This is a genomic window from uncultured Roseobacter sp., assembly GCF_947493125.1.
GTDB lineage: Bacteria > Pseudomonadota > Alphaproteobacteria > Rhodobacterales > Rhodobacteraceae > Roseobacter.
Window position 1 is genome coordinate 1 of sequence record NZ_CANLQB010000002.1, and the last position, 20,919, is coordinate 20,919.

The window sequence follows — 20,919 nt, forward strand, 5'->3', positions numbered from 1 at the left end:
CGCGGCCCCTCAAGCATCACCTCCATCACCTCAAGCGGCTGACCAGCAGCAACCGCAACCGCTGCGCGGGTTTTCATTCTTCAAGATCCTCCCTTGCGGCATGGCTTTGAAAAGCCGCGCGCTTTCTACCAGAAGTATGCGCGTCGCATCCCGGCCCGAACAATTAAGACAATGGTGGGTATTCGGTGCTGTGGACAGCCCACAACGCCATGGCCCATAGTCGAAAAGATCGCAAAGATTAGGAGAGCCCGGATGCCGTACCGCTTGTCCTCTGCCGTTGTCGCGACGGCGCTCGCCTGTGCGCTATCAGCTCAGGCCGCCGATTATTCGGACCCCACATGGCCCTGCGTCCAGCGCAAGGTCGAGACATTGTCGCTAGGTCTGATGTGGCCGCATCCGCTCGATCCGGAGGCTGCCCCGATCAGCGACGCCATGAAAGCCGATGTTATCGAATTGGCGGGATATCTTTCGCTGCGCCGCGTCGAACTCGAGAGCTTGCAGCCCCGCGTTGCCGCTTTCGCCGAGACCTATGACGGCGATCCCGAGGCACTGGGCCTGGTGTTCTCCGAAGTCTTCGACACGCTCTCCAAACGCAGAAGCCGAATCATGACCGGTATCGAGGATTTCTCACTCGGTCAGATTGCGCTCGCCGACAAGATCGACTCGCTCCGCATGGAGATGGATACGATCATGAGCACGGACGAGCCAGACTTCGACAAGGTCGATATGCTGGAAGAACGGCTGGACTGGGATCAGGTGATCTACACGGACCGGCAGCGTAACATTGCGTATCTGTGCGAGACGCCCACCTTGCTGGAACGGCGTCTGTTCAGCATTGCCCAGATGCTAAATCAATCTGTCCAAGAGCAGGGCTAGTCCCACTCCAGTTCCGTGAACGCCACGGTTGCGTTGCGCGGATTGTAGGCCTCGAACAGCGCCCAGTGCTGCGACTCTCCGGCGGCAATCTCCTCTACCGCCTCGCCCAGCCGCTGGCCCGCGTCAATCGCCGCGCGCGTGTCAGCCTCCAGCACACTCAGGTAGCGGTCCATCGGCACCAGCCCATCCGGCCATTCCACAACCGGACCACCATGCCCCGGGACGACCTGACCGAATGCCTCCGAACCCAATTCCGCCAGAACCGCACGCCACCCGCGCAAACGGCCGTCAAGCGCAGGTGTATGCAAATCAAAGATCAAATCGCCTGCGAAGAAGGTGCCCGTGGTTTCATCCAGCACCGTGAGGTCGGTTCCCGTGTGCGCCATCGGCCAGGCCCGAAGGTGCAGCACCCGTCCACCGAGGTCGATTTCTGCCGTCTTTTCAATGGGCCAGTCTACGGCAACGGCCCGCGTGCCCAGCATGATCTCTGGCCCCACCAACAGACCCAAGCTCTCAAGATAGTTCGCCTGCCGATCCGAAAGAGCCCGCGACAGGTTCGCATGACCGACACTCTCGGACCCTGCCTCGACAAACGGGCTTGCGCCGAGGGAATGATCGGGATGCATATGGGTGATGATGACGTGGCTGATGGGCTTCGAGGTCTCAGCCCGGATCGCGCGCCAGAGCGCCTCGCCCATCCACCGCGCCGTCCCGGTGTCGATCACTGCAACGCTGCTCTCGCCAATGACGAAGCCCAGATTGCTGGTATCGCCTCGGTTGGACCGGTTCGGCTCTGCAATCGCACCCACATGGACAAAGACGCCAGGGCCGACCTCCACAACTTCGAGCGCGGAACCAACGACCTCACATCGTGGCGAGCCCCGCGCCTCCAGACCCGCGAAAACCGTCAAATCGGGCATACGGTCGTCGAGCGCGGCCTCGCAGGCGGCCAGGGTGTCGCTCTCATACCCCGGCAGAAGGTGATCGCGGCACGGACCATCTTCGAGGCTGGCGCAGAGGGCAATGATGGCTTCGAACATGGCGGCTCCTTCCCGCCGCAGCATTCCACAGCGACCGCGCTCACCCAATCAGCCATAGGTATGTGTGTCATTTTCCGCCGTTTTATGCGATATAACCCGCACATCTGTGCTGGAGGAGGCAGATATGGCGATGAAATTTGTGCACACCGCAGCTCTCGTTGCGTTGATGGCAGGGCCCGCCTGGGCGACTGATGCCGTGAAAAATCCGCTGACCGAGAGCGAAACGTGGAACGACCTGCGCGAGGATGTGGTGGGGGATGCCAGCATCGGCTCCGCAGACGGGCTGCTGAGCATCGACGCGCCCTATCGCGCACATGACGCAGCCACCGTACCGATCGTTCTCAAGCAGACCGACCCTTCGGCAACGATTTCAGCCGCGACAGTCGTCATCGACGAAAACCCCGCCCCCGTGGCTGCTGTTTTTGGCTTCTCGCCCGCCATGGGCACGCTGGATTTCGAAATGCGCGTCCGGGTGAATCAGTACTCCAACGTCCGCGTCATCGTCGAGACACCGGATGGTCTGCATATGACCGGGCGCTATGTGAAAGCCTCAGGAGGCTGCTCGGCACCTGCCACAAAGGACCCCGACGTGGCACTCGCCAACATGGGCAAGATGAAACTGCGCAGCTTTGATGACAGCGCCCAGATGTCCACACCGCGCCGCGAGGCGCAGATCATGATACGTCATCCGAACTATTCCGGCCTGCAGCGCGATCAGATCACGCAGCTGTTCATCCCTGCACATTTCATTGACCACCTGGAGGTCTGGCAGGGGGAGGAGTTGCTCTTCACCATGGACGGTGGCATCTCGATATCCGAAAACCCGGTTTTCCGCTTCGCGTATAATGACAATGGTGCCACCGCATTGACGGTGAAGGCGACCGATACGGACGGCAACAGCTTCGAGAGCAATTTGCCGAAGTCCGTCAGTGGCTGACAAAACTGGTTTTTGAAGCAGTCGCGCCTGCCCGAGCGCGGCCTTTTCCCTGGCCAGATCAATCCTAGAAGCAGATGATCTCGGCTTCCGCCTGCGCGCGCCGAAGGTCGGCAACCATATTCTCGGCCATGGCAGCACTTTGGAAGAACGACATCCGCTCGCCACCCACGCGGCGCATGGACAGGACGGTCTCCGCCTCCAGATACTTCTCGTACGGCAGGATCGAAGCGATCTCGTCTATGGAGCAGGCACAGCGGTCGAGCATCTCGCGCGTCTGCCCGTTTGTGACCATGCAGGCGAAGACATAATCCGCCCGCGCAGCTGTGGGGTAATCATTCAATTGCTCCGCCACCGACTGCGCAAGCGTTGCGCCCGGCAAGCTGGCAGCCATCACAACGGCGCAAAGGACATGTCTCATGGCGTGTCATCCATCCGGTCGAACAGGATTTCGGACTTGTAGATCTCCCCACCCGACGCTTCAGCAACGAGGCTGGTGTACCAGCCCGGCACCTCTTCGGACATGGTCACGCGCAATTCCAGATCGCCGAACCCTCGCATCCGGTCGCGGTTGGGATCGTTCGCAAAGGGATAAAGGCGGATGGTCTGCGTGCTGACAGTCTTGCCCGCCACCACCGCCTGGCCGGCCTCGATATCCGACGTCTGAATAAGCGCGTCCTTCACGCGATTGCGAATATAGAACGGGCTGCCACCTGCAGCCTCGGCCATGTCGCGGACCACGGTTTCATAAAAGTACATGATGACGGGGTTTCCAACGCTCGCCGGGAAACTGCCAAGCGCCTTATGTTTGCTGCCCTGCCGGAACTCGAGCAGCGCCATTGGGGCCTCGCCTTCACGGAAGCTCAGTGCGATGTCGCCCGTGTCGCGACCCTCTGCATCTGGCTTCAGTGCGCTCGCCACCTCGCGGCGATAGACCAGCTCCGCATCCCGGTCGATCCGGTCCAGCGTGCCGGTGCGGAACAGCATGTCATAGGTCTTCTCCCCCGCAAGCGGGCTGGCCGAAACCACGCTCGCACAAAGCCCCGCTACAAGTGCAAATGCCGTCAGCCTGATCATTGTCTCTCCTCCCGGTCCTCAGTGTGCGCCCCGTTCCCCGGACCTGTCACCGCCGACTTTTGTCGGTGTCCCTCGCAGCGTCCGCCCCTCGAATTTTCCAGTCAATCAGCGGCAGTAACCGTGACAACTCGGCCGGTTTCGTCAACACCGACATATCGTTCTGTGTCCCAAGGCGCCGCACACTATCGCTGCGGTCGGCGGTGATGAGGATGGCGGGCACATTGGCCTGCGTTGCCGCCCGGATGTCCTGGGTGGCCTGAACTCCGGTGTCGTCGCCATCGAGCTGATAGTCTGCCAAGATGATATCCGGCGGCATGCCCAGATCGGCGACATGGGTGAGCGCTTCCTGCGTCGAGCGCGCAGGCAGCACACTCGCGCCGCGCAGCTCCAGCCATTGCGTGGCGCCATAAAGCACGTCCGCATCGTTCTCGATCACCAGCGCGATGCAATCGAGCGTGCCGTCGAAACTGTCCTCGGCCGGGCCGAAAGGCACGATGTTGACTGCCTGCCGGTCCACCACATCCATCTCGATGCTAAAGACCGACCCAGTTCGGGGTTTTGAACGCACCTTGAGATCATGCCCCAGCAGGCGGCAGGCCCGATCCACCACCGACAGGCCCAGACCGACACCCGAGCCGATGGGAACATTCTCCGCCCGGGTAAACTCGTCGAAAATGCGCAGCTGATCCCGGGCAGAAATCCCGATGCCCGTATCCCAGACCTCCAGCGCCACGCGCGCGCCCCTGCGGCGGCATCCCAGCAGAACGCGGCCTCCGGGGTCGGTATATTGGATCGCATTCACCACCAGGTTCTGGATTGAGCGCAGCAGGTAGACCGGGTCCGACCGCACAACGAGGCTACACGGGACCACGTCGAGCCGGACGTGCTTCTGCGCTGCCACGAGCGCCTGATCGGCGCGCACGCCTTCCATCAACCCCTGAAGGCTCACGTCGGTGACCGTAACCGTATCCGGATCCGCGCTTTCCAGGCGCGAGATATCGAGGAGCGAGTGCAGCAGATATTCGGCAGACGCAAAGGCCCCCTGCAGACGCTCAACCATTGGGCGGAACCGGGTCTCGCGCGTCGTTTCCTCGAGGGAGGAAATCAGCAGCTTTGCCGCATTGATCGGCTGCAAGAGATCATGGCTCGCGGCGGCCAGAAAGCGTGTCTTGGAGGAGACCGCCGCCTCCGCACGCTCCTTGGCGACGCGCAACTCCTCCTCGACCCGTGCTTTTTCCTCGTATTGTTCGGTGAGGCTGGCATTGGCACGCGTCAGCTCTGCAGTGCGCTCCAGCACCCGGTTCTCAAGAATTTCCGTGGAGCGCGTTTCGAGTGTCACGTCCTTCAGCTCCACGATGAACCCGTCATCCGGCAACGCGTTGACCTGCACGTCCAGCACGCGGTCAGCCCCGTGCGAGACACGGGCGGTCAGCGCGCCCTTGCGCGACAGCTCCGCCCGCCAGACCTCCTTGCGTGTCAGCGCTGCATCGTCGATCAGCCCGCGGGTCCGCATGAAATCCAACAGGTCCTGCAATGGTGTACCCGGCTGCACCATCGCCAGCGGCACGCCCAGAATGTCCCGGAAGCGGCCGTTGTGCATCATCACTTCACCAGAGGCCGAAAACGTACAGACACCCGCGGTCATGTTCTGAAAGACCGCCTGCAGATAGTCGGACTGGCGGTCAATCAGATGCTCCTTTTCGCGGCGGTTATGCCGCACGAGCGCCGTGATCTCAGTAAGCAGCAGCACCGTATTCTCATGGGAGGTCTGCTGCGCGCTCAGCTGATACCACCGGTCCCGCGGCACCTCCACGATCACCGACACAACCGCGCCCGCCGCCTGCGCACTGCCGAGCGCGCGGGTCAGCTTCGACAGCTTGCGGTCGGTCGACACCAGGTGTTTGCTCTGCGCCATAAGGCGGAAATACTGCTCCAGCGTCAGCCCCGGCACGATCTGGTCGGAGACATCGGGCAACAGACCGATGAACAGATCGTTGCATATATTGAGCGCCCCATCGGAGAAGAGGGCAAGCCCCTCCTCCATCGTGGCCAGCGCCTCCGCAAGCGTCTTGCGGGTGCGCTCCCGCTCCGACCGCGCGCTTTCCAGCTCGATGGTCTGCGCCGCGACCTGCTGTTGCAGATCAATAGCGGACTGAAACGCACGGTAAGCCGAAGGACCCACGTCTTTCTGACGGCTCGCCCGGCGGATCAACGCGTCGATGATCTTGGCCTGCTTCTCAACCTGCGCCTGAGGCGGGTCGTCTGGGTCAATCATGCTCAATAGAGGTTCCTCTGATCCGGCCCGAAAAACGCCACGCCTACCAGGGTCTGGTTCATGTGCACGCCGCAATGCTGCTCGCCATAGGTGTTGAAACCAACCACGTTTGCCGCACTCAACACCTCCGAGACGGCGCGACCCAGTTGTTTCTGCTCGATCTCCAGCTTGCGCAAGACGCAGTCGAATCCGAGGATGAAATCCGGGCGTCGACCTTGCTCATCCCGGATGTCGAGGCCGCTTTGCAGGGTGTGGACGATCTCCTGCCCCTGCCCAAGTGTCATGATCAGCCCATCGTCAATTGCTGCCAGAAACGACAGTGCGTCATCCTCCCCCGCATCGGAAATCGCACGGACATAATGGCGATCCTTGTACTCGATCAGCATGGGGTTCTCGGCAAAGATCTGGGGCGAGAGATCCGCCACCGAGCAGCCCACCAGCCGCGCATACTCCTGCGCGGCCGGCGCGCCGTTGATCTCGAACACCTTGCGCTCGTCCGGGTCCGCGTCAGTGATCACGATCGGGCTGCCACCCGGCAAGAAATGATCGAACCCGATGCCGCGGAAGGGCAAATCCGTTTCCAACAGCAAAAGCGTCGCCGCATTGCTGTAACAGCGGCCCTGGTGCAGCACATAGGTTTCCTCAAAGCGCAGCGCATCCCCGGCGGACCCCCCGAAGACTGGCAGATCGTCCAGCACCGTCTCCAGTGTCGAGATCAGCACGTCTTCCTGCTTCGACAGCCCATCCGCCAGGATCAGCCCAAGTCTGTTCCACCCGGCCGTGTGGGAGAACGTCTTCTCATGGCGCTGCGCCGCGGCGGCAATGGCTGTGGTCGACAGCGGTTTGAGCGGTTCGAACAGGATCGAAGAACAGCGAAAATGCGCCTTCGGGAAGGCCAGCAGCAGCAGTGCGTCGTTCTCATAGCCATGTGTCGTGATCTGACCCGCAGTCGAACAGCCAAAGACCGGTACACCTTCCAGCGCCTCGTCCAGGGTCGCCGCGACAAGTCTACCATCAAGATCGCCGGGCACGAAGGCCAGAACAAAACACGTGTCGCTGCACTTGATCTGCGCCGCGGCATTGCGCGCCGCATAGGCTTCACCAACCGCGCGGGACACTGCGACGGAGATACAGGAGGGATGAGCGCGCTCATCGAGCATTGGCGCCCCCTATTGCATCAGGAAGGCGCGTGCCTCCGGCTCCGCACCGCGTTGCGAGGCCATCACCCCTTCCACCATGACAACGGCCTGGGTCCGGTTATGCACGCCGAGCCGCCTCAGCAAGGCGGTGATATGCGCCTTCACAGTCGCTTCGGCGAGTGACAGCTCATAGGCAATCTGCTTGTTCGGTTTGCCGCAACAGATCAGCCGCATGATGCGCTTCTGCTGCGGTGTCAGCTCGGCCAGCTTCGGATGATCGAAGACCTCAATGCTTTCAGGACTGTAGTCCGGCGTCTGATAGTCCTTGGGCACATAGGTACGCCCTTCTACGATATCCGCCAAAGCCTTGCGCAACCCGCTGGCCGGGGTGTCTTTCGGCAAGAAACCCGACGCCCCGCGTTTCAGAAGAGATTGAACCAGGTCAAAGGACGCCAGTGACGAGACCACGAGGATCTTCGCATCCGGCAGCTGCTCGCGCAGGCTCTCAAACCCCGAAATGCCGCTCACATCCGGCAGCTTGAGATCAAACATGACAAGCTCCGGGGCAAATCCGGTCTTGGCCTCGTTCAAGGCGTCGGCGAGATTCTGAGCTTTTCGAATGGTCGGCGCGTCAAAGACGATCTCCAGCGCAGATTCCAGCGCATCGCTGTACAGCGGATGATCATCAACAATCAGAATGTCCGAAACCACACCCCGAACAGCAGGCGCACATGCGTGTTCCATTAAGGTTCCTCCCGATGTTGATCGTAACCGGGCTGGTCTCGTTTTCAACCAATAGTGCTCATCTGCGCCCAAAACCGCGGCAAACCTACAAGACTGAAGGGATTTTCCATCCTCCAACCACCTGTTTTGTCACTATTTTGCACAACTTTCCCAATGAGCGCCCAGCGGCGCAGAATCATCGTCAGGCCAGAAAGGACCGTGCAAAAGGTACCAGGGGACAAGTGTCCCGGGCTGGACTGAAGACCGCGGTATCCAAATGGCGCAACAGTTTTGCACGCCTGTCAGACGGGCCATCGCGCTCCAGCATTGCAATTGCTGAACGTCTGACCTCCTGAATCTGTCCGCGCCGCGCAGCGCGCCGCAGCTGCCGCGCAAGCGGATCGAGGGGGCCAAACCGCTGCAGAGCCTTCAGCCCGTGCCATTGGCGCCCGCTGCACCCGTAAATCGTACCGAGAAGGCCGACGACAGAGGCGAGCACTGCCAGGCCCCACCCGGGCAGCCGCGCGGGATTAGGGGTCGCGTCCGGCGTGGCGGCAAGCGCATCCGGCACGACGTCGCCATAAGCCACGCGCTGCGCGCTGATCGTCACGCTGCGCACAACCCGGTTTGCAGTGTCGAAATAGTCAAAACTCAACGGCTCGACGATGGTGGAGGTGTCGTTGCTGGGCCGGATCGTCCAGCGCCAGAACGCGAAGGACTGCGGCCCGTTCGGCGACAGCTCGACGAAACGCTTCTCAGGGTGGGGAAAGATCATCGCCGAGGGCGATGTCAGCTCCGGCATCGGGGGCAGCATCTCGGGCGTGACCCCCAGCGCCTCGATCCGCACCACACGCAGCACCCCCTCGCCCGGTTTCAACTGATCCGGCGAATTTGACCACTGATCGGAAATCTTCAGGTCGCGCACCGGGAACCACCACGTGCCCGCATCAGGTGCCGGTGCCACTTCGAGCGTGACCGGTTCGGACAGAACCGCATGCTCGAACCAGTCATCCTTCTCATCGGTCAGGGTCAGCTGATGCGCAAATGCGCCAATGGTCAGTGAGCCGGCGCGGTCCGGGTAAACCGCCATACGGCGCCGGAATGTCTTGACCTTCTCGCCGTTCAGCCGCTCCTCGCGCCAGTCGTCATTGCCAAGCTGCGTCCAGTTGAACCCCTCCAGATCCGGCTGCGTCAGTTTCTCACGCGTGATGTGGCGCCGATAGATGCCACGGATGGTGATCAACACCATCTCCCGCACCAACGGTGGATGTGCCATCTCCTCCACCTCGATCCATAATTCGAGATCCGAGGGCGAGACCGTCCTCGACTGTGCGAGAAGCCCGGTTGGCAGCAACAGGCAGAGGAGACACAGCAGCGCCCTCATCGCGGATCGTCCGGCGGTGGGGGGGCCACGCCGGCCTTCACCCGCCGCTTGTGCTCCTGCGCAATCCGCGCCGCCATGTACTCGCCGGGCACATCCGCAAGCTGCTCAAGCCAGCGTGCATCGGCAACCATGAACTTGTCATCAAAAACCCGCCGCACCCCCAACCGCCCCCGGCTCTGCAACTCGGCCAGCCCCAGCATCGTGTTGGTGTTGGTGACCTCGTCCCCGGTGCCAGCCGCGCGGCCATCACCACGCGCGACAAAGCTGTCCTTGCTCGGACCGTCCTTACGCTCCGGAAAGAGCCCGAGCGCCTCGGGATCTATACCCAAGCCCGCATAGTAAGCCGCCACCACGTCGAAATTCGCCTGCGCATCGGGGTGTCCACGCGCCCGCGCCAGATCGAACGCCTCAAGGGCGGCGGCATGCCGGCCCCGATGCGCTTCGGCATTGCCAAGGTTGAACGGGTCGCGGGCCTCGGCAAACCGCGCCGCTGCCGCATCATAGCGCCCCGCCCGGTAGAGCGCCGCCCCCTGCCAGTCTGCCGAGGCAAAGAAAGGGACCGCAAATTGCGGCAACCCCCCGGCCATCAAAACCCGGCCGAACGGCGCCGGACCTCCCAGCAGGACGGCGACGCCCAGCGCCAGGGCCGATATCGCGGCCAAGACCCTCATGCCACCTCTTTCCGGAATAGAAACAGCATTGGGACGAGTGCCAAAAGCAGGAGATATCGCCCCACGTCCTGCCAGAAGAGCAGCGGATAGTCCTGCTGCTCCAACTGCGTTCGTGCTGCCGATGAAAGCCAAGTCGCCAGATCCTCGGTTTGATCAAGGGTGAAGACCCGGCCCTGCCCCGCCGCCGCGTGGGTCTCGAAACCGGCCGACACCCCGTCCAGCGCGACCAGCGACAGGCGCGCGCCCCGAGCCGCGATCGCCCAAGCCATCTGCAGGGAGGGCGAGGCCAGCCCGGCGCCGTCAGTCAAAAGGATCACATCCCCCGCCAAAACCTCCGCATCGTCCAGCATCTCCACCGCCCTCTGCAACCCGCGTTCGGGCCGCGATCCGGGGTCGGGCACCGTTTCCGGACCGATCAGCGACAGCGTCTGCCCCAACTGCAGATGATCGAGCGTCACATCGCTGGCCACATAGGCATCGCCCGCAAAAACAATCAGCCCGCCGGGACGCGTGCCAAGCGCGGCAAGGCCGAACCGGCCCATCGTCAGCATCTGCGGCCAACGCGTATGCTCGGTCACACTGGGCGAGGCATCAATCACAAAAATCACGGCGTCGAGATTGCGAAAGGACAGCGTATCGCGCCGCTCGACCGCAGGGCCAGCCAGGCCAATCACCACCAGTCCAAGTGCTGCCAGCAGTGCCAGCAACGGCGCGCCGCTGGCACTTTTGTCCACCCGCCCCAGCGCCACCATGGCGCGGAGCAGCGCCGGATCGGACGCCCTTTGCCAATCGCCCAGCCCGCCGCGCCGCCGGTAGAGCCACCAGCCCGCCACACCGAGCACCGGCAAGGCCAGCAACCACAACGGCCGCAGCAGGGTCAACTCCAGCCCGTTCATGACAACTCTCTCCAGCCCAACCACAGCCCCAGGCATACGGCGAGACCTGCGGGCCACATCCAGTAGTCGCGGAAGACCTCAGCCGCCAGCCCGTCGCCATCGGTCGCCTCCAGCCGGTCCAGCGCCTCCGCCACAACGGCCAGATCATCCGTTGTCCTGACCCGAAAGCTCTCGCCGCCTGAAATGTCCGAAATCGCCCGCAAGGTCGCGGCATCGACCACTCCGCGCTCGCCCTCCGCGGCGGTGCTCAGATCCTTCGGTCCCAAAGCAATCGTATGCACGCGAATGTCCATGCTGGCGGCAAGTTCCGCGACCCCGCGCGGGTTGGTGGCGCCGGCGTTGTTCACCCCGTCCGACAGCAGGATGACCACCCGACTTGCCGCGTCGCTATCGGCCATGCGCTTGATGGCAAGGCCCAACCCGTCCGAGATATTGGTCGCCCGCCCCGATATGCCAATGACAGCCTCGTCGATGCGCTTGGCGATGGCCTCCACGTCGAAGGTGAAGGGTGCCGCGTAATAGGCTTCGGAGCCAAAGACGATCAGCGCCACACGATCCCCGCCGCGGCGCCGTGCGAAATCGGCCCCTACGGCGGTGACCGCCTCCAGCCGGGTGATCTGGCGATCATTGAGATAGAAGTCATCGCGGACCATCGAGCCGGAGAGGTCCAACACGATCGCCAAATCACGCCCGGTGACCTTCAGCGCCGAAACAGGTGCCAGATCGCGCGGACCCGCCGCTGCCAGCAGGAGCAGCGCCCAAACCCCACACAGCACAGACCGCCGCATCCGCAGGTCGGTTGGCCCTGCGCGCCGCTCTTCCGCTGCGATCATGGCACCACCGATCCGGTCCGGCACCATGATCGCCCCACCAACCATCTGCTCGGCGCCAAGCAGCCGCATCGCGAGCAGGGGCAGCGGCAAAAGCAGCAGGATCCAGGGATCGGCCAGCTCAAGCATGCGCGCGGACCTCCGCTTCCAGCGTGGCCAGATCGACCCCACCGCCAGGCGCATAAATCGCCCCGCGGATCGCGGCATAGCGTTCCGGCGCCGCCTCCCGCAGAACATGCAACAGTGCCACTCGGCGCTCGGCCTCCGGCAAGTCCTGCACCGCAACCAAAGGGTCAGCAGGCGCCGGTTTGCGCACTCTTAGGCTCAATAAACGGATCAGCCCGGCAAAGAAAAGCGCGCCGAGGCAGCCCAGCCCGATCACCGCAGCGACGTCCGCCGCGATCCCCCCGGCTGCCTCTGCGGGCAGGTGGATGTCGCGCAGGCTCGCAAGCATCGCCTCCTCGCTGAGCGCACGGTCGGTCACGCCGCGTGCTCCGCCGGAGCGCCCGCAACGATGCGACGGGCCGTGTCCTCGACGCTCTCGCCGGCATCCAGCACAAGCGTGGCGCGACCGACGATAGGACGCATGTGCGTCTCCGCCTCAGACGCGACACCGCCCAGGCGCAACCGCAATCGCCGCCCATCCGCCAGGCGGATTGGATAGCGGCCCTGCGGCATGCGCCCGATCTGCGCGTCCGTGACCAGCAAGAGCCGCGGCCTGCGGCGCCGCGCCAGCGCATCCAGCCGGTCGTCAAAAGCAGGCCCCGGCGTATCGAATCCCGAAGCGATGACCAGCTCCGATCCCGACGGCACCAGCCGGTCCGCCCGCGACAGCGCCTGATCGAGGGGCGGGTCTCCACCCCGGCCCGCTGCCATTTCCGCAAGTGCTCCCTGATGCGCCTCGACCAGGCCGCCGATGACGTCAAGCATGCCTCGCGTCCGTCCCCGGGCGGGCACGATGAGCGGCTGCGCCGCAGTAAGCGCGAGCAAACCGACACGCCCGCCGCTTTCCACCACGCTCCAGCCAATGAGGCTCAACGCTTCGGCGACACAGACCGAGCGGAAGGCCCGCCGCAGGCCCCAGAACATTGCTGGGCGAAAATCGGCGATCAGCAGGCTCACACGGTCGCGCTCCTCCTGGAACTGTCGCACGTGCAACCGCCCCGTCCGCGCTGTGGTGCCCCGATCCAGATGCCGTAGATCATCACCGACCACATATTCGCGCATGTCGGCGACCTCGAGCCCATGCCCCTTGCGTCGGGTCGCGAAACCACCTGGCAGCGCGGCCAGCACGGGCGCACTCTGGGCGGCCAGCGCCACACGGCGCAATGCAATCAGATGGTCGGAACGGAGCGAAACGCCCGGGACGTCGAGCACCGCGCTCATAAGGGCGGGGTGGCGGCCAGGATATCCGCCACGACGTCGCGTGGCCTGCGCCCGTCGGCGACAGCGCGCCAGCTCAAAACCATCCGATGCGCCAGCGCATCTCCGGCCAGAGCCGTCACGTCCTCCGGCATCGCATAGGTGCGCCCCTGCAAGTAGGCGCGCGCGCGCGCTGCAGCGGCCAGGGCGAGCGAGCCGCGCGGCGAGACCGCATGTTCGATATCCTCCGACAGCGGCCCCTCTCGGGTCGTATGCACCAACCTCACGATGAAGTCCCGCAGCTCGGGCGCCAGATGTATGGCGCGAACCGCCCCGCGCGCGTCGGACAGCGCGTCCAGCGTGAGAGCCTGCGCCTGCGGCGCACCACCTTGCGTTTCCGCTTCGACCAGATCGAGGATGCGCCGCTCCGTTTCCAGCCCCGGCAACTCCAGAACCACATGCATCAGGAAGCGGTCGAGCTGCGCCTCGGGCAGCGGGAAGGTCCCGTCATGTTCAATCGGGTTTTGCGTCGCCACCACGAGAAAGGGGTCAGGCAGCGGATGCGTCTCGTTCCCGGCCGTGACCTGATGCTCGGCCATGGCTTCCAGCAGCGCTGACTGCACCTTGGGCGGCGCGCGATTGATCTCATCGACCAGCACCAGGTTGTTGAAAACCGGGCCGGGCACGAACTCGAAAGTCCCCTCCTGAGGCTTGTAGACAGGCGTGCCAGTGAGATCTGAAGGCATCAGGTCAGGCGTGCACTGAATGCGAGCAAAGCTGCCCTCCACCGCGTCCGACAGCCATTTGACCGCGCGCGTCTTGGCGAGCCCGGGCGGTCCTTCCACAAGCAGATGCCCGCCGGCGAGCAAGGCCACCAACAGCCGCTCGATCAGAACCTCATGGCCCACCAGGCCATGCGCCAGCGCCGATGACAGCGCCGAGACGCCATGATCCGAAGGCTCGGGCCTTGTATCCATCTCTCCTCCCGGCCGCCTCATCGGGCGGCCCTACCGAGATCACGGTACCCCTGCGGGTCCCTCGCGCAAATACACCCGAAAGTATGAGACCCTCAGACCGGGGCGCGTTGACACCGCGGCGCGATCAGCGCGGCAAAGCGCGTATCCGCCATGGTCTCGGCCGCCTGTGCCGCCAGCGTATCATAGGCGGTATCCACATAGTCGATGAACCCAGGCTCCGTTGTCTGATCGACCGGCGCCTCAGCCACCGCGTGCATCATGAACACATCAAAGGCACACAGGCCCCTCGGATTGGACTGCAACAGCGCCCGCATGAAACCGCGCGATTCCCAGGGCATCCGCTCCAGGTTCAACGGTGTCTCCTGCAGCTTCGACTGAAACGCCGCGGCCCGGTCGAATATCAGGATGTCCATGCCAAAAGTGAAAGACTGGAACAGCTCCTCTACGAGAATGGATGTATAAAACGACTGCTCCAAAGCGCCCACCGTGCCGCGGCGTGGCTGCTTGACCATGATATGTGTGCCCAGCCCCCGCCGGCCAAAGAATGTCTGGGCCATCGCGGGCGAGGTCGCAGCAAAGTATCGGCGGCTCGGCAGCCCCAGCTGATAGACCGCGTTCATCCAGCTCAGATCATCCGACAACGCCTGATTGGGCGGATGTCCGGAGTAGAGCCGCAACACCACAGTGCGCCCCGATCCGCAGTTTTCGGCGCCAGCGCCCGCATAGCGCATAGGCAGCGGCTTGCCGAAGACATGGCGCGCCAGTGCGCGAAAGGCATTGATCACCTCCAGCGAGTTGGGATGCGGGCGTTCACCCACAAGACACAGGCTGGCGCCCGCAAGGTCGCGGCCATTGATATGCACAGGGATCGACAGATCCCGCCCGACCATCGTCGTTCGCAGCTGATAGTTCCAACCCTGCCGCGCGAGATCCACGTAGGCAGCTCTGTCGGCGACCGCATGAGTGGCTGACAAGAGCAGCAGACACAGACACATCACAGCTTGGCGCATGGGGCAAATCCTCCGGTGGTCCGGAACCTAGGTCGCGTGCCCCAAGCCGTCCACGGATTTATGATGCACCTATTCTTACGTGACCGTGATCGCACGGCTATCGGCATAGACCGCACCATCGTCGTCATACCAGGTGAAGGTGAACGCCCCGCTCTGCATCACCCGCGCACGGAACTCAAAGAACGGATTGGTCGCGACACCGGGGTGCATCTCGACATCAACGACCGTCTCGCCTTCGAAACCGCAGACAAAGCGGTGAATGATCGAGCGCGGGATCACCGCTCCCGTATCGTCTCGCCGCAGGCCACTCTCCATGCGGTGGGTGATCAGCGTCTTTATTGTGATCACCTCGCCCGCCTTCGCAGTCTCCGGCAGCTTCACCCGTGATTTCACCCCGCTCGCCATCGCGCTTATGCCCCACAGCCGCCGACGACCACGTCGACCCGTTGGCTTACCTGCCGCACTGAGCCATCCGGCATCCGTGCCAGTGCCAGCACCTCCTGCGTCCGGGCCAATCGGACGCGCGTCGCCAGTTGCTGCTCCGCTGCCTTGGGGCCAAACCGCGCAAGTGCAATGGGAGGCACGGGGTTCTCCGGAGCCACGATCATCAGCGCCTCCGCCCCCTCGGCCGCCACCCGGATCGGCACTCGAAAGCCATCCTCGGCCACGACTTCCACCGTCAGGATCACGCCACCGGGCGTCACCCGAGCGCCCTTGGCAAAGGCCGCAATCGCCTGTTCGGCTGTGATTTCGTCGGCCCAGAGATCGCCTGGAAAGCCTAGCGCCAAAAGCGTGGCCGATCCAGACGCCAGTAATCTGCGCCGCGTCAGTTCCAAGGTGAGTCCTCCTCCCGGACCTCTCCAGGCTATGCGATCGCGCCACCGGCCCACAGTTACAACTTCGTGAGGTGCCAGGTGCGGTTGCGACCAAAGGCGCAGTCGCTGCGCTTGTGGCGCCACGGCTTTCCGGGCAATCTGCGCCCATGGCCGGGCCGAGTGGGGAGGACGCGTGACCAGACCATCTTCAGCGCGGCCGCAGCCATGACCGAGGGGCTGAGCGTCCAAGGCTTGAGTTTTCACTATGGGCCGAAGACCGCGCTCGATGCTGTGTCGCTCGACGTGGCCCCTGGACGATTCTGCGCTTTGCTGGGTCCCAACGGTGCGGGCAAATCGACGCTGGTGTCCTTGCTCACGCGGCTGCTTGTGGCTCCTGAAGGCGAGATCAGCATCGCGGGGCACGACCTGCGCACCGCCCCGCGCAAGGCGCTCGCCGCGCTGGGAGTGGTCTTCCAGCAGCCGACGCTCGATCTGAACCTGACCGTGCGCCAAAACCTGGGCTACTTCGCGGCCCTGCACGGGCTGCCACGCAGCGAGGTGCCGGGCCGGATCGACGCTGCGCTCGACCGGCTCGACATGCGCGCGCGGGCAGATGAAAAGGCGCGCGCGCTGAACGGCGGGCACCGTCGCAGGATGGAACTCGCCCGCGCGCTGCTGCATGACCCTAAGGTGCTGCTGCTTGACGAACCTACGGTGGGGCTCGACGCCGCAGCCCGTGCGGCGATCACCGCGCATGTGCATGACCTCGCCGAGCAGGGTCTCTGCGTGCTGTGGACCACACATCTGACCGACGAGGTGCGCGACAGCGACGCGCTTCTCGTCCTGCACCGCGGGCAAATCTTGCACAGCGGCGTCACCGGCGAGATCCGCGGCGGTACCCCGCTTTCCGACTGGTTTCTCGCCCAAACCGGAGCCACAGCGTGAGCGGCTTCTGGGGGGTGACCCGCGCCATAGTGGGTCGCGAATTCCTGCGCTTTATCCACCAGCGCGAGCGATTCATCGCTGCCCTCGTGCGCCCGCTCGTTTGGCTTTTGATCTTCGCAGCGGGGTTTCGGGCAGCCTTGGGCCTCTCGATCATTCCGCCCTATCAGACCTATATCACCTATGAGACCTACATCGTGCCGGGCCTTTGCGCGATGGTGCTGCTCTTCAACGGCATGCAAAGCTCGTTGAGCCTGGTCTATGACCGCGAGATGGGCTCTATGCGGCTGTTGCTCACCAGCCCCTTCCCGCGCTGGTGGCTGCTGTTCTGCCGCCTGTTCGGGTCCACGGCCATCTCGATCCTGCAGGTCTATGCCTTCCTGGGGATCGCAGCTCTTTTCGGCATCACCCTGCCCACGTTGGGCTATATTGCGGTGCTGCCCGGGCTCATCCTCGGCGGGCTGATGCTTGGCGCCCTGGGTCTTGTGCTCTCCAGCTTCATCTCGCAACTGGAGAACTTCGCGGGCGTGATGAACTTCGTCATCTTCCCGATGTTCTTCCTCTCTTCGGCCCTCTACCCCCTGTGGAAGATGGCGGAAAGCTCACCGCTCCTGCGCGATATCTGCGCGTTCAACCCCTTCACCCATGTGGTGGAGTTGATCCGCTTCCTGCTCTATCTGCAGTTCAATCTGCACGCCTTTGCCTGGGTCGTCCTGAGCACGGTCGCGCTCACCCTGCTTGCGGTCTGGGGTTATGACCCGGCGCGGGGCCTGATGAAGCGCAAGGGCTGAACCGGTGGCCTCAGGCGTCCTTTTCGGCCAAGGTCACTGTACGGCAGCGCCAGCTTTTGATTTCCTGGTTGGGATGCGAGGCCGTCCACTTCGCCAGTTCCGGCTGCGCGCCCATCAGGCACTGCATCGGAGAGATATCGGTGAAGAGGAGACTGCGCTCACGGCACTCCTCCGGTGCGGTCGCGAGGCACGCGACAAACAAAAGCTCGATCATGGTGCGAAAGGTCCTGTAGTTGTTTTCTGCTCATGCGCACGGCCAAAACCTATACTTAAATCGGTAAAATACTCCTTAACCGTGCCTCCGGCACCCGATTTTGGGATCAAACGGCGCGATTTCCGCCCAATTCTTCTGCATCTGCCTCTTTTCCGAGACCTCGCAGAATGAGTTCGCCCGAGGCACATACGGCGCTTTCGCTCAAGCTGAGGCTCACCTTTGGCGCCGCGCTGCTTGGCGCTGGCACCATACTGACCGCGTTGATCCTTTACTTCGGCCTCAACGAGGTGGCCGAGCGGCTCGACGAGGCGCTCGCGTCCGAGACCCGTATTGCGCGCTATGCGAGCCTCTCAACGCAGGCCTCCACGTTCCTCGTTGTTGCCACAGAGGCGGTGCAAACCGGCCAGCCGACCGAGATCCGCATCGGCCGGATCACTCCTGTGATGGACCAGATGCGGCGCACCTTCGTGCAACTGCATGCGGATGTGGAGGACGCCGTCCAAACCGCCGAAGCACTGGGGATCGACGCACAATCCCGCTATGGCACACAGTCCCTCGGCATCGCGCGGATGCAAGCCGCGCTCGACAGCACCGAGACCGGCCTTTCCACAGATGACAGCGACGTGGCCGGACTGCGCGCCTATCTCGATGCTTTCGCATCCCAGTTCGACCAGTTGCTGAGCCAGGCCGTGAACACCGAGGTGCTCTTCCGCAACAACATCCTCGCGGGCATTGACGCGCTGCGCGACCGGTTGACCCTCATCGCGCTGTTGATCGCCGCAGCGACAGCGCTTGCCGTCGCCGCCTTCTCCTTCGGTCTGATCCGCCCTCAGTTCGCGCGGCTGGACCGCCTGCGCGCCGCCGCCCATCAGATCGGAACCGGGGATTTCTCTGTGGATCTGCCCGTCACCCGCCCGGACGAAATCGGCCAGCTCTCCAGCGAAACCAACCGCATGGCCGCCGCCCTGCTTGCGCGCCAACAGGAGGTGCAGGCGGAATGGGCGCGCCTCAACGAGACGATTGCGGAGCGCACCGAGGCGCTGCGAACCGCAAATGCGCAACTGGCCGAGATCGACGACAGGCGCCGCCGGTTCTTCGCCGACATCAGCCACGAACTGCGCACGCCGCTCACCGTGATCCTGATGGAGGCCCAACTGGGCAAGAGCGGGAGCCCCGAGCCGGAGGCGGCCTTCGCCACCATCGAAGCGCGGGCCGCGCGGCTCAACAGGCGCATTGACGATCTGCTGCGGCTGGCGCGATCTGACACAGGTGAGTTGGCCCTGGACCCGAGCGTCACGCCTCTGCCCACGCTGATGGAAGAGGTCCGGACCGAGAGTCAGGCCGAGGTCGACAGCGCGGGACTGGAACTGCAGATCGGCCCGATGCCCGACATCACGCTGATCTGCGATCCCAACTGGGTGCGGCAGGTGCTGGTCAGCCTGATCCGCAACGCCATCCGTCACGCGCGAGCAGGAAAGGCGCTCAGCCTCGAGGCAACGGCCAACCGCGCCGCGGTGCAGCTTGATATCATCGACAACGGCCCCGGCGTGAAAGGCGACGAGCAAGCGCAGGTTTTCGACCGCTTCACGCAAGGAGCATCCGCCACCGCAGGCGAAGGGTTCGGCGTCGGTCTTGCACTGGCAAAATGGGTGATCGAGGCACAGGGCGGGCGCATCACACTGACCAGCCCTGTGCCCCACAAGGAGGCGCTCGGCACGGCACCCGGGACCAAAATCTCGGTTCGCCTTCCCCGCCAGACCGACTAGGCTTCGGCGCGTGAAGACCCTGCTGATCATCGACGACGATCCCGAGATCACCTCTGCGCTGGCGCGGGGCCTGCGCTTGCATGGCTATGCCACAGAAACGGAAAACCGGGCCGACCGGGCGCTTGAGCGGCTGCAGACCGGAGAGCACACAGGCGCTATCGTCGATGTCATGCTGGGTGCGGACAGCGGGCTTGACCTTGTGCGCACCGCCCGCGCGGCCGGGGTCACCCTGCCGATCCTCATGCTCTCCGCGCTCTCCGATGTGGAAGACCGCACCGCAGGTCTGGAAGCGGGGGCCGATGACTACGTGGTCAAACCCTTCAGCTTCGATGAACTGGTCGCGCGCCTGCGGGTGCAGGAGCATCGCGCAGGCGCCCAGCGACCTCAACCCGCACGTCTCTCCGCCACCGACCGCACTCTTGAAAACACCACAGATCAGGTGATGCTGACCGAGCGCGAATTCGAATTGTTGCAGCTGCTGATGCAGTCTCCTGATGCTCCCGTGCCCCGCATTGACATCTACGATACCCTTTGGGCATCCGAAGGATCAGGTAACGAAAATGTGGTTGATGTCTACATCGGTTATCTGCGCAAGAAACTTGCCAAGTCCGATTTCAACATCGAAATCAAGACTTTACGAAACAAGGGGTTCTGTTTGACCGGGCAGATGCCAGTGTTGATCGAACCCTGATGCAGCTTAGCGTTCGGCGCGTTCTCATAAATTAAGAGTCGCTCCCACCGCAAAGCTCTGACACCTTAGCATCGATCAATTTCAGTTTTTCAAGGAGACCACCATGGCCTGGACAAAACCGATCATCCGCGAAATTGAATGCGGCATGGAAATCAACATGTACGGACCTGAGCACGACGAAGAGCGCGAAGTCCTGTTCTAAGGCGTTAGCCTGCGGGGATATGGGCAGACCGCTTCAGAGCGTGGTCGGCCCCCCTTCGCCTTCAAGAGATTTCTCCCTCGCCGCCATCCGGCGGTGCTCCCTGTGCGGCGAGTGCATGGGGGCAATATTGCGCTGTCGCATCCTTTTCTCTCCATCTTTCCGGGACGCGACAGCGCCTTTCCGCATGTCCGATCCAACCGTCAGTGATGAACGCCGAGACCCTCATTCAGGTGCGTCAAAGAGCGCGTGCACCGCTCGCAGAAATCTGCAAAGATTGCGCCGGAGGACGGGCTGCGGCGCACTG

24 protein-coding genes are annotated in these 20,919 nt (G+C 63.4%); 7 read left to right on the forward strand and 17 right to left on the reverse strand.

The window, feature by feature from the left end:
* The first annotated feature begins 252 nt into the window (after nt 1–252).
* Nucleotides 253–876, forward strand: coding sequence for a hypothetical protein (locus Q1A71_RS03820; RefSeq protein WP_299671983.1), 624 nt, complete (start codon nt 253–255; stop codon nt 874–876).
* Here Q1A71_RS03820 and Q1A71_RS03825 read toward each other — a convergent pair.
* Nucleotides 873–1,916, reverse strand: coding sequence for a quinoprotein relay system zinc metallohydrolase 2 (locus tag Q1A71_RS03825; protein WP_299671984.1), 1,044 nt, complete (start codon nt 1,914–1,916; stop codon nt 873–875). The genes Q1A71_RS03820 and Q1A71_RS03825 overlap by 4 nt on opposite strands.
* Before the next feature lie 124 nt (nt 1,917–2,040).
* On the opposite strand from Q1A71_RS03825, the gene Q1A71_RS03830 reads away from it, so the two are divergent.
* Entirely contained in the window at nt 2,041–2,853 is an 813-nt protein-coding gene (locus Q1A71_RS03830; protein WP_299671986.1) for a quinoprotein dehydrogenase-associated SoxYZ-like carrier, read from the forward strand.
* Nucleotides 2,854–2,917: 64 nt separating this feature from the next.
* Here the strand turns inward: Q1A71_RS03830 and Q1A71_RS03835 are convergent, their stop codons facing one another.
* From Q1A71_RS03835 to Q1A71_RS03905, 15 genes are all read right to left on the reverse strand, one after another.
* Nucleotides 2,918–3,271 (reverse strand): hypothetical protein, encoded by a 354-nt coding sequence (locus Q1A71_RS03835; RefSeq protein ID WP_299671988.1) that lies wholly within the window; start codon nt 3,269–3,271, stop codon nt 2,918–2,920.
* Nucleotides 3,268–3,927 carry a hypothetical protein gene (locus tag Q1A71_RS03840; RefSeq protein ID WP_299671990.1) on the reverse strand — a complete coding sequence of 220 codons (660 nt, stop codon included), beginning with the start codon at nt 3,925–3,927 and terminating at the stop codon, nt 3,268–3,270. The genes Q1A71_RS03835 and Q1A71_RS03840 overlap by 4 nt, the downstream gene beginning before the upstream one ends.
* Nucleotides 3,928–3,973: 46 nt before the next feature.
* Complete coding sequence (locus Q1A71_RS03845) at nt 3,974–6,202, reverse strand: PAS-domain containing protein (RefSeq protein WP_299671992.1); 2,229 nt, start codon at nt 6,200–6,202, stop codon at nt 3,974–3,976.
* A 2-nt stretch (nt 6,203–6,204) separates the two neighbouring features.
* Nucleotides 6,205–7,362 carry an FIST N-terminal domain-containing protein gene (locus tag Q1A71_RS03850; protein WP_299671994.1) on the reverse strand — a complete coding sequence of 386 codons (1,158 nt, stop codon included), beginning with the start codon at nt 7,360–7,362 and terminating at the stop codon, nt 6,205–6,207.
* A gap of 9 nt (nt 7,363–7,371) precedes the next feature.
* A complete protein-coding gene (locus tag Q1A71_RS03855) occupies nt 7,372–8,085 on the reverse strand; it encodes a response regulator transcription factor (RefSeq protein ID WP_299671997.1) in 714 nt (237 codons plus the stop codon).
* 181 nt (nt 8,086–8,266) lie between these two features.
* The gene (locus Q1A71_RS03860) at nt 8,267–9,340 is read right to left on the reverse strand and encodes a hypothetical protein (RefSeq protein WP_299671999.1); all 1,074 of its coding nucleotides are present in this window, start codon (nt 9,338–9,340) and stop codon (nt 8,267–8,269) included.
* A 104-nt stretch (nt 9,341–9,444) separates the two neighbouring features.
* Nucleotides 9,445–10,119 (reverse strand): hypothetical protein, encoded by a 675-nt coding sequence (locus Q1A71_RS03865; RefSeq protein ID WP_299672001.1) that lies wholly within the window; start codon nt 10,117–10,119, stop codon nt 9,445–9,447.
* The gene (locus Q1A71_RS03870; RefSeq protein WP_299672003.1) at nt 10,116–11,051 is read right to left on the reverse strand and encodes a VWA domain-containing protein; all 936 of its coding nucleotides are present in this window, start codon (nt 11,049–11,051) and stop codon (nt 10,116–10,118) included. The genes Q1A71_RS03865 and Q1A71_RS03870 overlap by 4 nt, the downstream gene beginning before the upstream one ends.
* The gene (locus tag Q1A71_RS03875) at nt 11,012–11,974 is read right to left on the reverse strand and encodes a VWA domain-containing protein (protein ID WP_299672005.1); all 963 of its coding nucleotides are present in this window, start codon (nt 11,972–11,974) and stop codon (nt 11,012–11,014) included. Before Q1A71_RS03875 ends, Q1A71_RS03870 begins: the two co-directional genes overlap by 40 nt.
* Complete coding sequence (locus tag Q1A71_RS03880) at nt 11,967–12,329, reverse strand: hypothetical protein (protein ID WP_299672006.1); 363 nt, start codon at nt 12,327–12,329, stop codon at nt 11,967–11,969. Before Q1A71_RS03880 ends, Q1A71_RS03875 begins: the two co-directional genes overlap by 8 nt.
* Complete coding sequence (locus Q1A71_RS03885) at nt 12,326–13,231, reverse strand: DUF58 domain-containing protein (protein WP_299672008.1); 906 nt, start codon at nt 13,229–13,231, stop codon at nt 12,326–12,328. Before Q1A71_RS03885 ends, Q1A71_RS03880 begins: the two co-directional genes overlap by 4 nt.
* The gene (locus Q1A71_RS03890; protein WP_299672010.1) at nt 13,228–14,184 is read right to left on the reverse strand and encodes an AAA family ATPase; all 957 of its coding nucleotides are present in this window, start codon (nt 14,182–14,184) and stop codon (nt 13,228–13,230) included. The genes Q1A71_RS03885 and Q1A71_RS03890 overlap by 4 nt, the downstream gene beginning before the upstream one ends.
* A gap of 92 nt (nt 14,185–14,276) precedes the next feature.
* Nucleotides 14,277–15,194 (reverse strand): hypothetical protein, encoded by a 918-nt coding sequence (locus Q1A71_RS03895; RefSeq protein WP_299672012.1) that lies wholly within the window; start codon nt 15,192–15,194, stop codon nt 14,277–14,279.
* A 75-nt stretch (nt 15,195–15,269) separates the two neighbouring features.
* Nucleotides 15,270–15,599, reverse strand: coding sequence for a thiosulfate oxidation carrier complex protein SoxZ (gene soxZ / locus Q1A71_RS03900; protein WP_299672014.1), 330 nt, complete (start codon nt 15,597–15,599; stop codon nt 15,270–15,272).
* Between the two features lie 5 nt (nt 15,600–15,604).
* Nucleotides 15,605–16,030, reverse strand: coding sequence for a thiosulfate oxidation carrier protein SoxY (locus tag Q1A71_RS03905; protein WP_299672016.1), 426 nt, complete (start codon nt 16,028–16,030; stop codon nt 15,605–15,607).
* A 204-nt stretch (nt 16,031–16,234) separates the two neighbouring features.
* Between Q1A71_RS03905 and Q1A71_RS03910 the strand changes: the two genes are divergently transcribed.
* The gene (locus Q1A71_RS03910) at nt 16,235–16,954 is read left to right on the forward strand and encodes an ABC transporter ATP-binding protein (protein ID WP_299672018.1); all 720 of its coding nucleotides are present in this window, start codon (nt 16,235–16,237) and stop codon (nt 16,952–16,954) included.
* Nucleotides 16,951–17,742, forward strand: coding sequence for an ABC transporter permease (locus Q1A71_RS03915; RefSeq protein WP_299672020.1), 792 nt, complete (start codon nt 16,951–16,953; stop codon nt 17,740–17,742). The genes Q1A71_RS03910 and Q1A71_RS03915 overlap by 4 nt, the downstream gene beginning before the upstream one ends.
* 10 nt (nt 17,743–17,752) lie before the next feature.
* On the opposite strand, the gene Q1A71_RS03920 is transcribed toward Q1A71_RS03915, so the two are convergent.
* Complete coding sequence (locus Q1A71_RS03920; RefSeq protein ID WP_299672022.1) at nt 17,753–17,956, reverse strand: hypothetical protein; 204 nt, start codon at nt 17,954–17,956, stop codon at nt 17,753–17,755.
* 167 nt (nt 17,957–18,123) lie between these two features.
* Here Q1A71_RS03920 and Q1A71_RS03925 point away from each other — a divergent pair, with 167 nt between their 5' ends.
* From Q1A71_RS03925 to pqqA, 3 genes are all read left to right on the forward strand, one after another.
* Nucleotides 18,124–19,722, forward strand: a complete 1,599-nt coding sequence (locus Q1A71_RS03925) for a HAMP domain-containing sensor histidine kinase (RefSeq protein ID WP_299672024.1) — start codon at nt 18,124–18,126, stop codon at nt 19,720–19,722.
* A gap of 10 nt (nt 19,723–19,732) precedes the next feature.
* On the forward strand, nt 19,733–20,413 hold the full coding sequence (locus Q1A71_RS03930) for a response regulator transcription factor (protein WP_299672026.1): 681 nt from the start codon (nt 19,733–19,735) through the stop codon (nt 20,411–20,413).
* A gap of 103 nt (nt 20,414–20,516) precedes the next feature.
* Nucleotides 20,517–20,615 (forward strand): pyrroloquinoline quinone precursor peptide PqqA, encoded by a 99-nt coding sequence (pqqA, locus tag Q1A71_RS03935; RefSeq protein ID WP_299672028.1) that lies wholly within the window; start codon nt 20,517–20,519, stop codon nt 20,613–20,615.
* Nucleotides 20,616–20,919 lie beyond the last annotated feature (304 nt).

Bases quoted from the DNA above. Each gene is read 5' to 3' on its own strand.
- Q1A71_RS03820 (WP_299671983.1), top strand. From the start codon at position 253: ATGCCGTACCGCTTGTCCTCTGCCGTTGTCGCGACGGCGCTCGCCTGT.
- Q1A71_RS03825 (WP_299671984.1), bottom strand. From the start codon at position 1,916: ATGTTCGAAGCCATCATTGCCCTCTGCGCCAGCCTCGAAGATGGTCCG.
- Q1A71_RS03830 (WP_299671986.1), top strand. From the start codon at position 2,041: ATGGCGATGAAATTTGTGCACACCGCAGCTCTCGTTGCGTTGATGGCA.
- Q1A71_RS03835 (WP_299671988.1), bottom strand. From the start codon at position 3,271: ATGAGACATGTCCTTTGCGCCGTTGTGATGGCTGCCAGCTTGCCGGGC.
- Q1A71_RS03840 (WP_299671990.1), bottom strand. From the start codon at position 3,927: ATGATCAGGCTGACGGCATTTGCACTTGTAGCGGGGCTTTGTGCGAGC.
- Q1A71_RS03845 (WP_299671992.1), bottom strand. From the start codon at position 6,202: ATGATTGACCCAGACGACCCGCCTCAGGCGCAGGTTGAGAAGCAGGCC.
- Q1A71_RS03850 (WP_299671994.1), bottom strand. From the start codon at position 7,362: ATGCTCGATGAGCGCGCTCATCCCTCCTGTATCTCCGTCGCAGTGTCC.
- Q1A71_RS03855 (WP_299671997.1), bottom strand. From the start codon at position 8,085: ATGGAACACGCATGTGCGCCTGCTGTTCGGGGTGTGGTTTCGGACATT.
- Q1A71_RS03860 (WP_299671999.1), bottom strand. From the start codon at position 9,340: ATGGCACATCCACCGTTGGTGCGGGAGATGGTGTTGATCACCATCCGT.
- Q1A71_RS03865 (WP_299672001.1), bottom strand. From the start codon at position 10,119: ATGAGGGTCTTGGCCGCGATATCGGCCCTGGCGCTGGGCGTCGCCGTC.
- Q1A71_RS03870 (WP_299672003.1), bottom strand. From the start codon at position 11,051: ATGCCTGGGGCTGTGGTTGGGCTGGAGAGAGTTGTCATGAACGGGCTG.
- Q1A71_RS03875 (WP_299672005.1), bottom strand. From the start codon at position 11,974: ATGCTTGAGCTGGCCGATCCCTGGATCCTGCTGCTTTTGCCGCTGCCC.
- Q1A71_RS03885 (WP_299672008.1), bottom strand. From the start codon at position 13,231: ATGAGCGCGGTGCTCGACGTCCCGGGCGTTTCGCTCCGTTCCGACCAT.
- Q1A71_RS03890 (WP_299672010.1), bottom strand. From the start codon at position 14,184: ATGGATACAAGGCCCGAGCCTTCGGATCATGGCGTCTCGGCGCTGTCA.
- Q1A71_RS03895 (WP_299672012.1), bottom strand. From the start codon at position 15,194: ATGCGCCAAGCTGTGATGTGTCTGTGTCTGCTGCTCTTGTCAGCCACT.
- soxZ (WP_299672014.1), bottom strand. From the start codon at position 15,599: ATGGCGAGCGGGGTGAAATCACGGGTGAAGCTGCCGGAGACTGCGAAG.
- Q1A71_RS03910 (WP_299672018.1), top strand. From the start codon at position 16,235: ATGACCGAGGGGCTGAGCGTCCAAGGCTTGAGTTTTCACTATGGGCCG.
- Q1A71_RS03920 (WP_299672022.1), bottom strand. From the start codon at position 17,956: ATGATCGAGCTTTTGTTTGTCGCGTGCCTCGCGACCGCACCGGAGGAG.
- Q1A71_RS03925 (WP_299672024.1), top strand. From the start codon at position 18,124: ATGAGTTCGCCCGAGGCACATACGGCGCTTTCGCTCAAGCTGAGGCTC.
- pqqA (WP_299672028.1), top strand. From the start codon at position 20,517: ATGGCCTGGACAAAACCGATCATCCGCGAAATTGAATGCGGCATGGAA.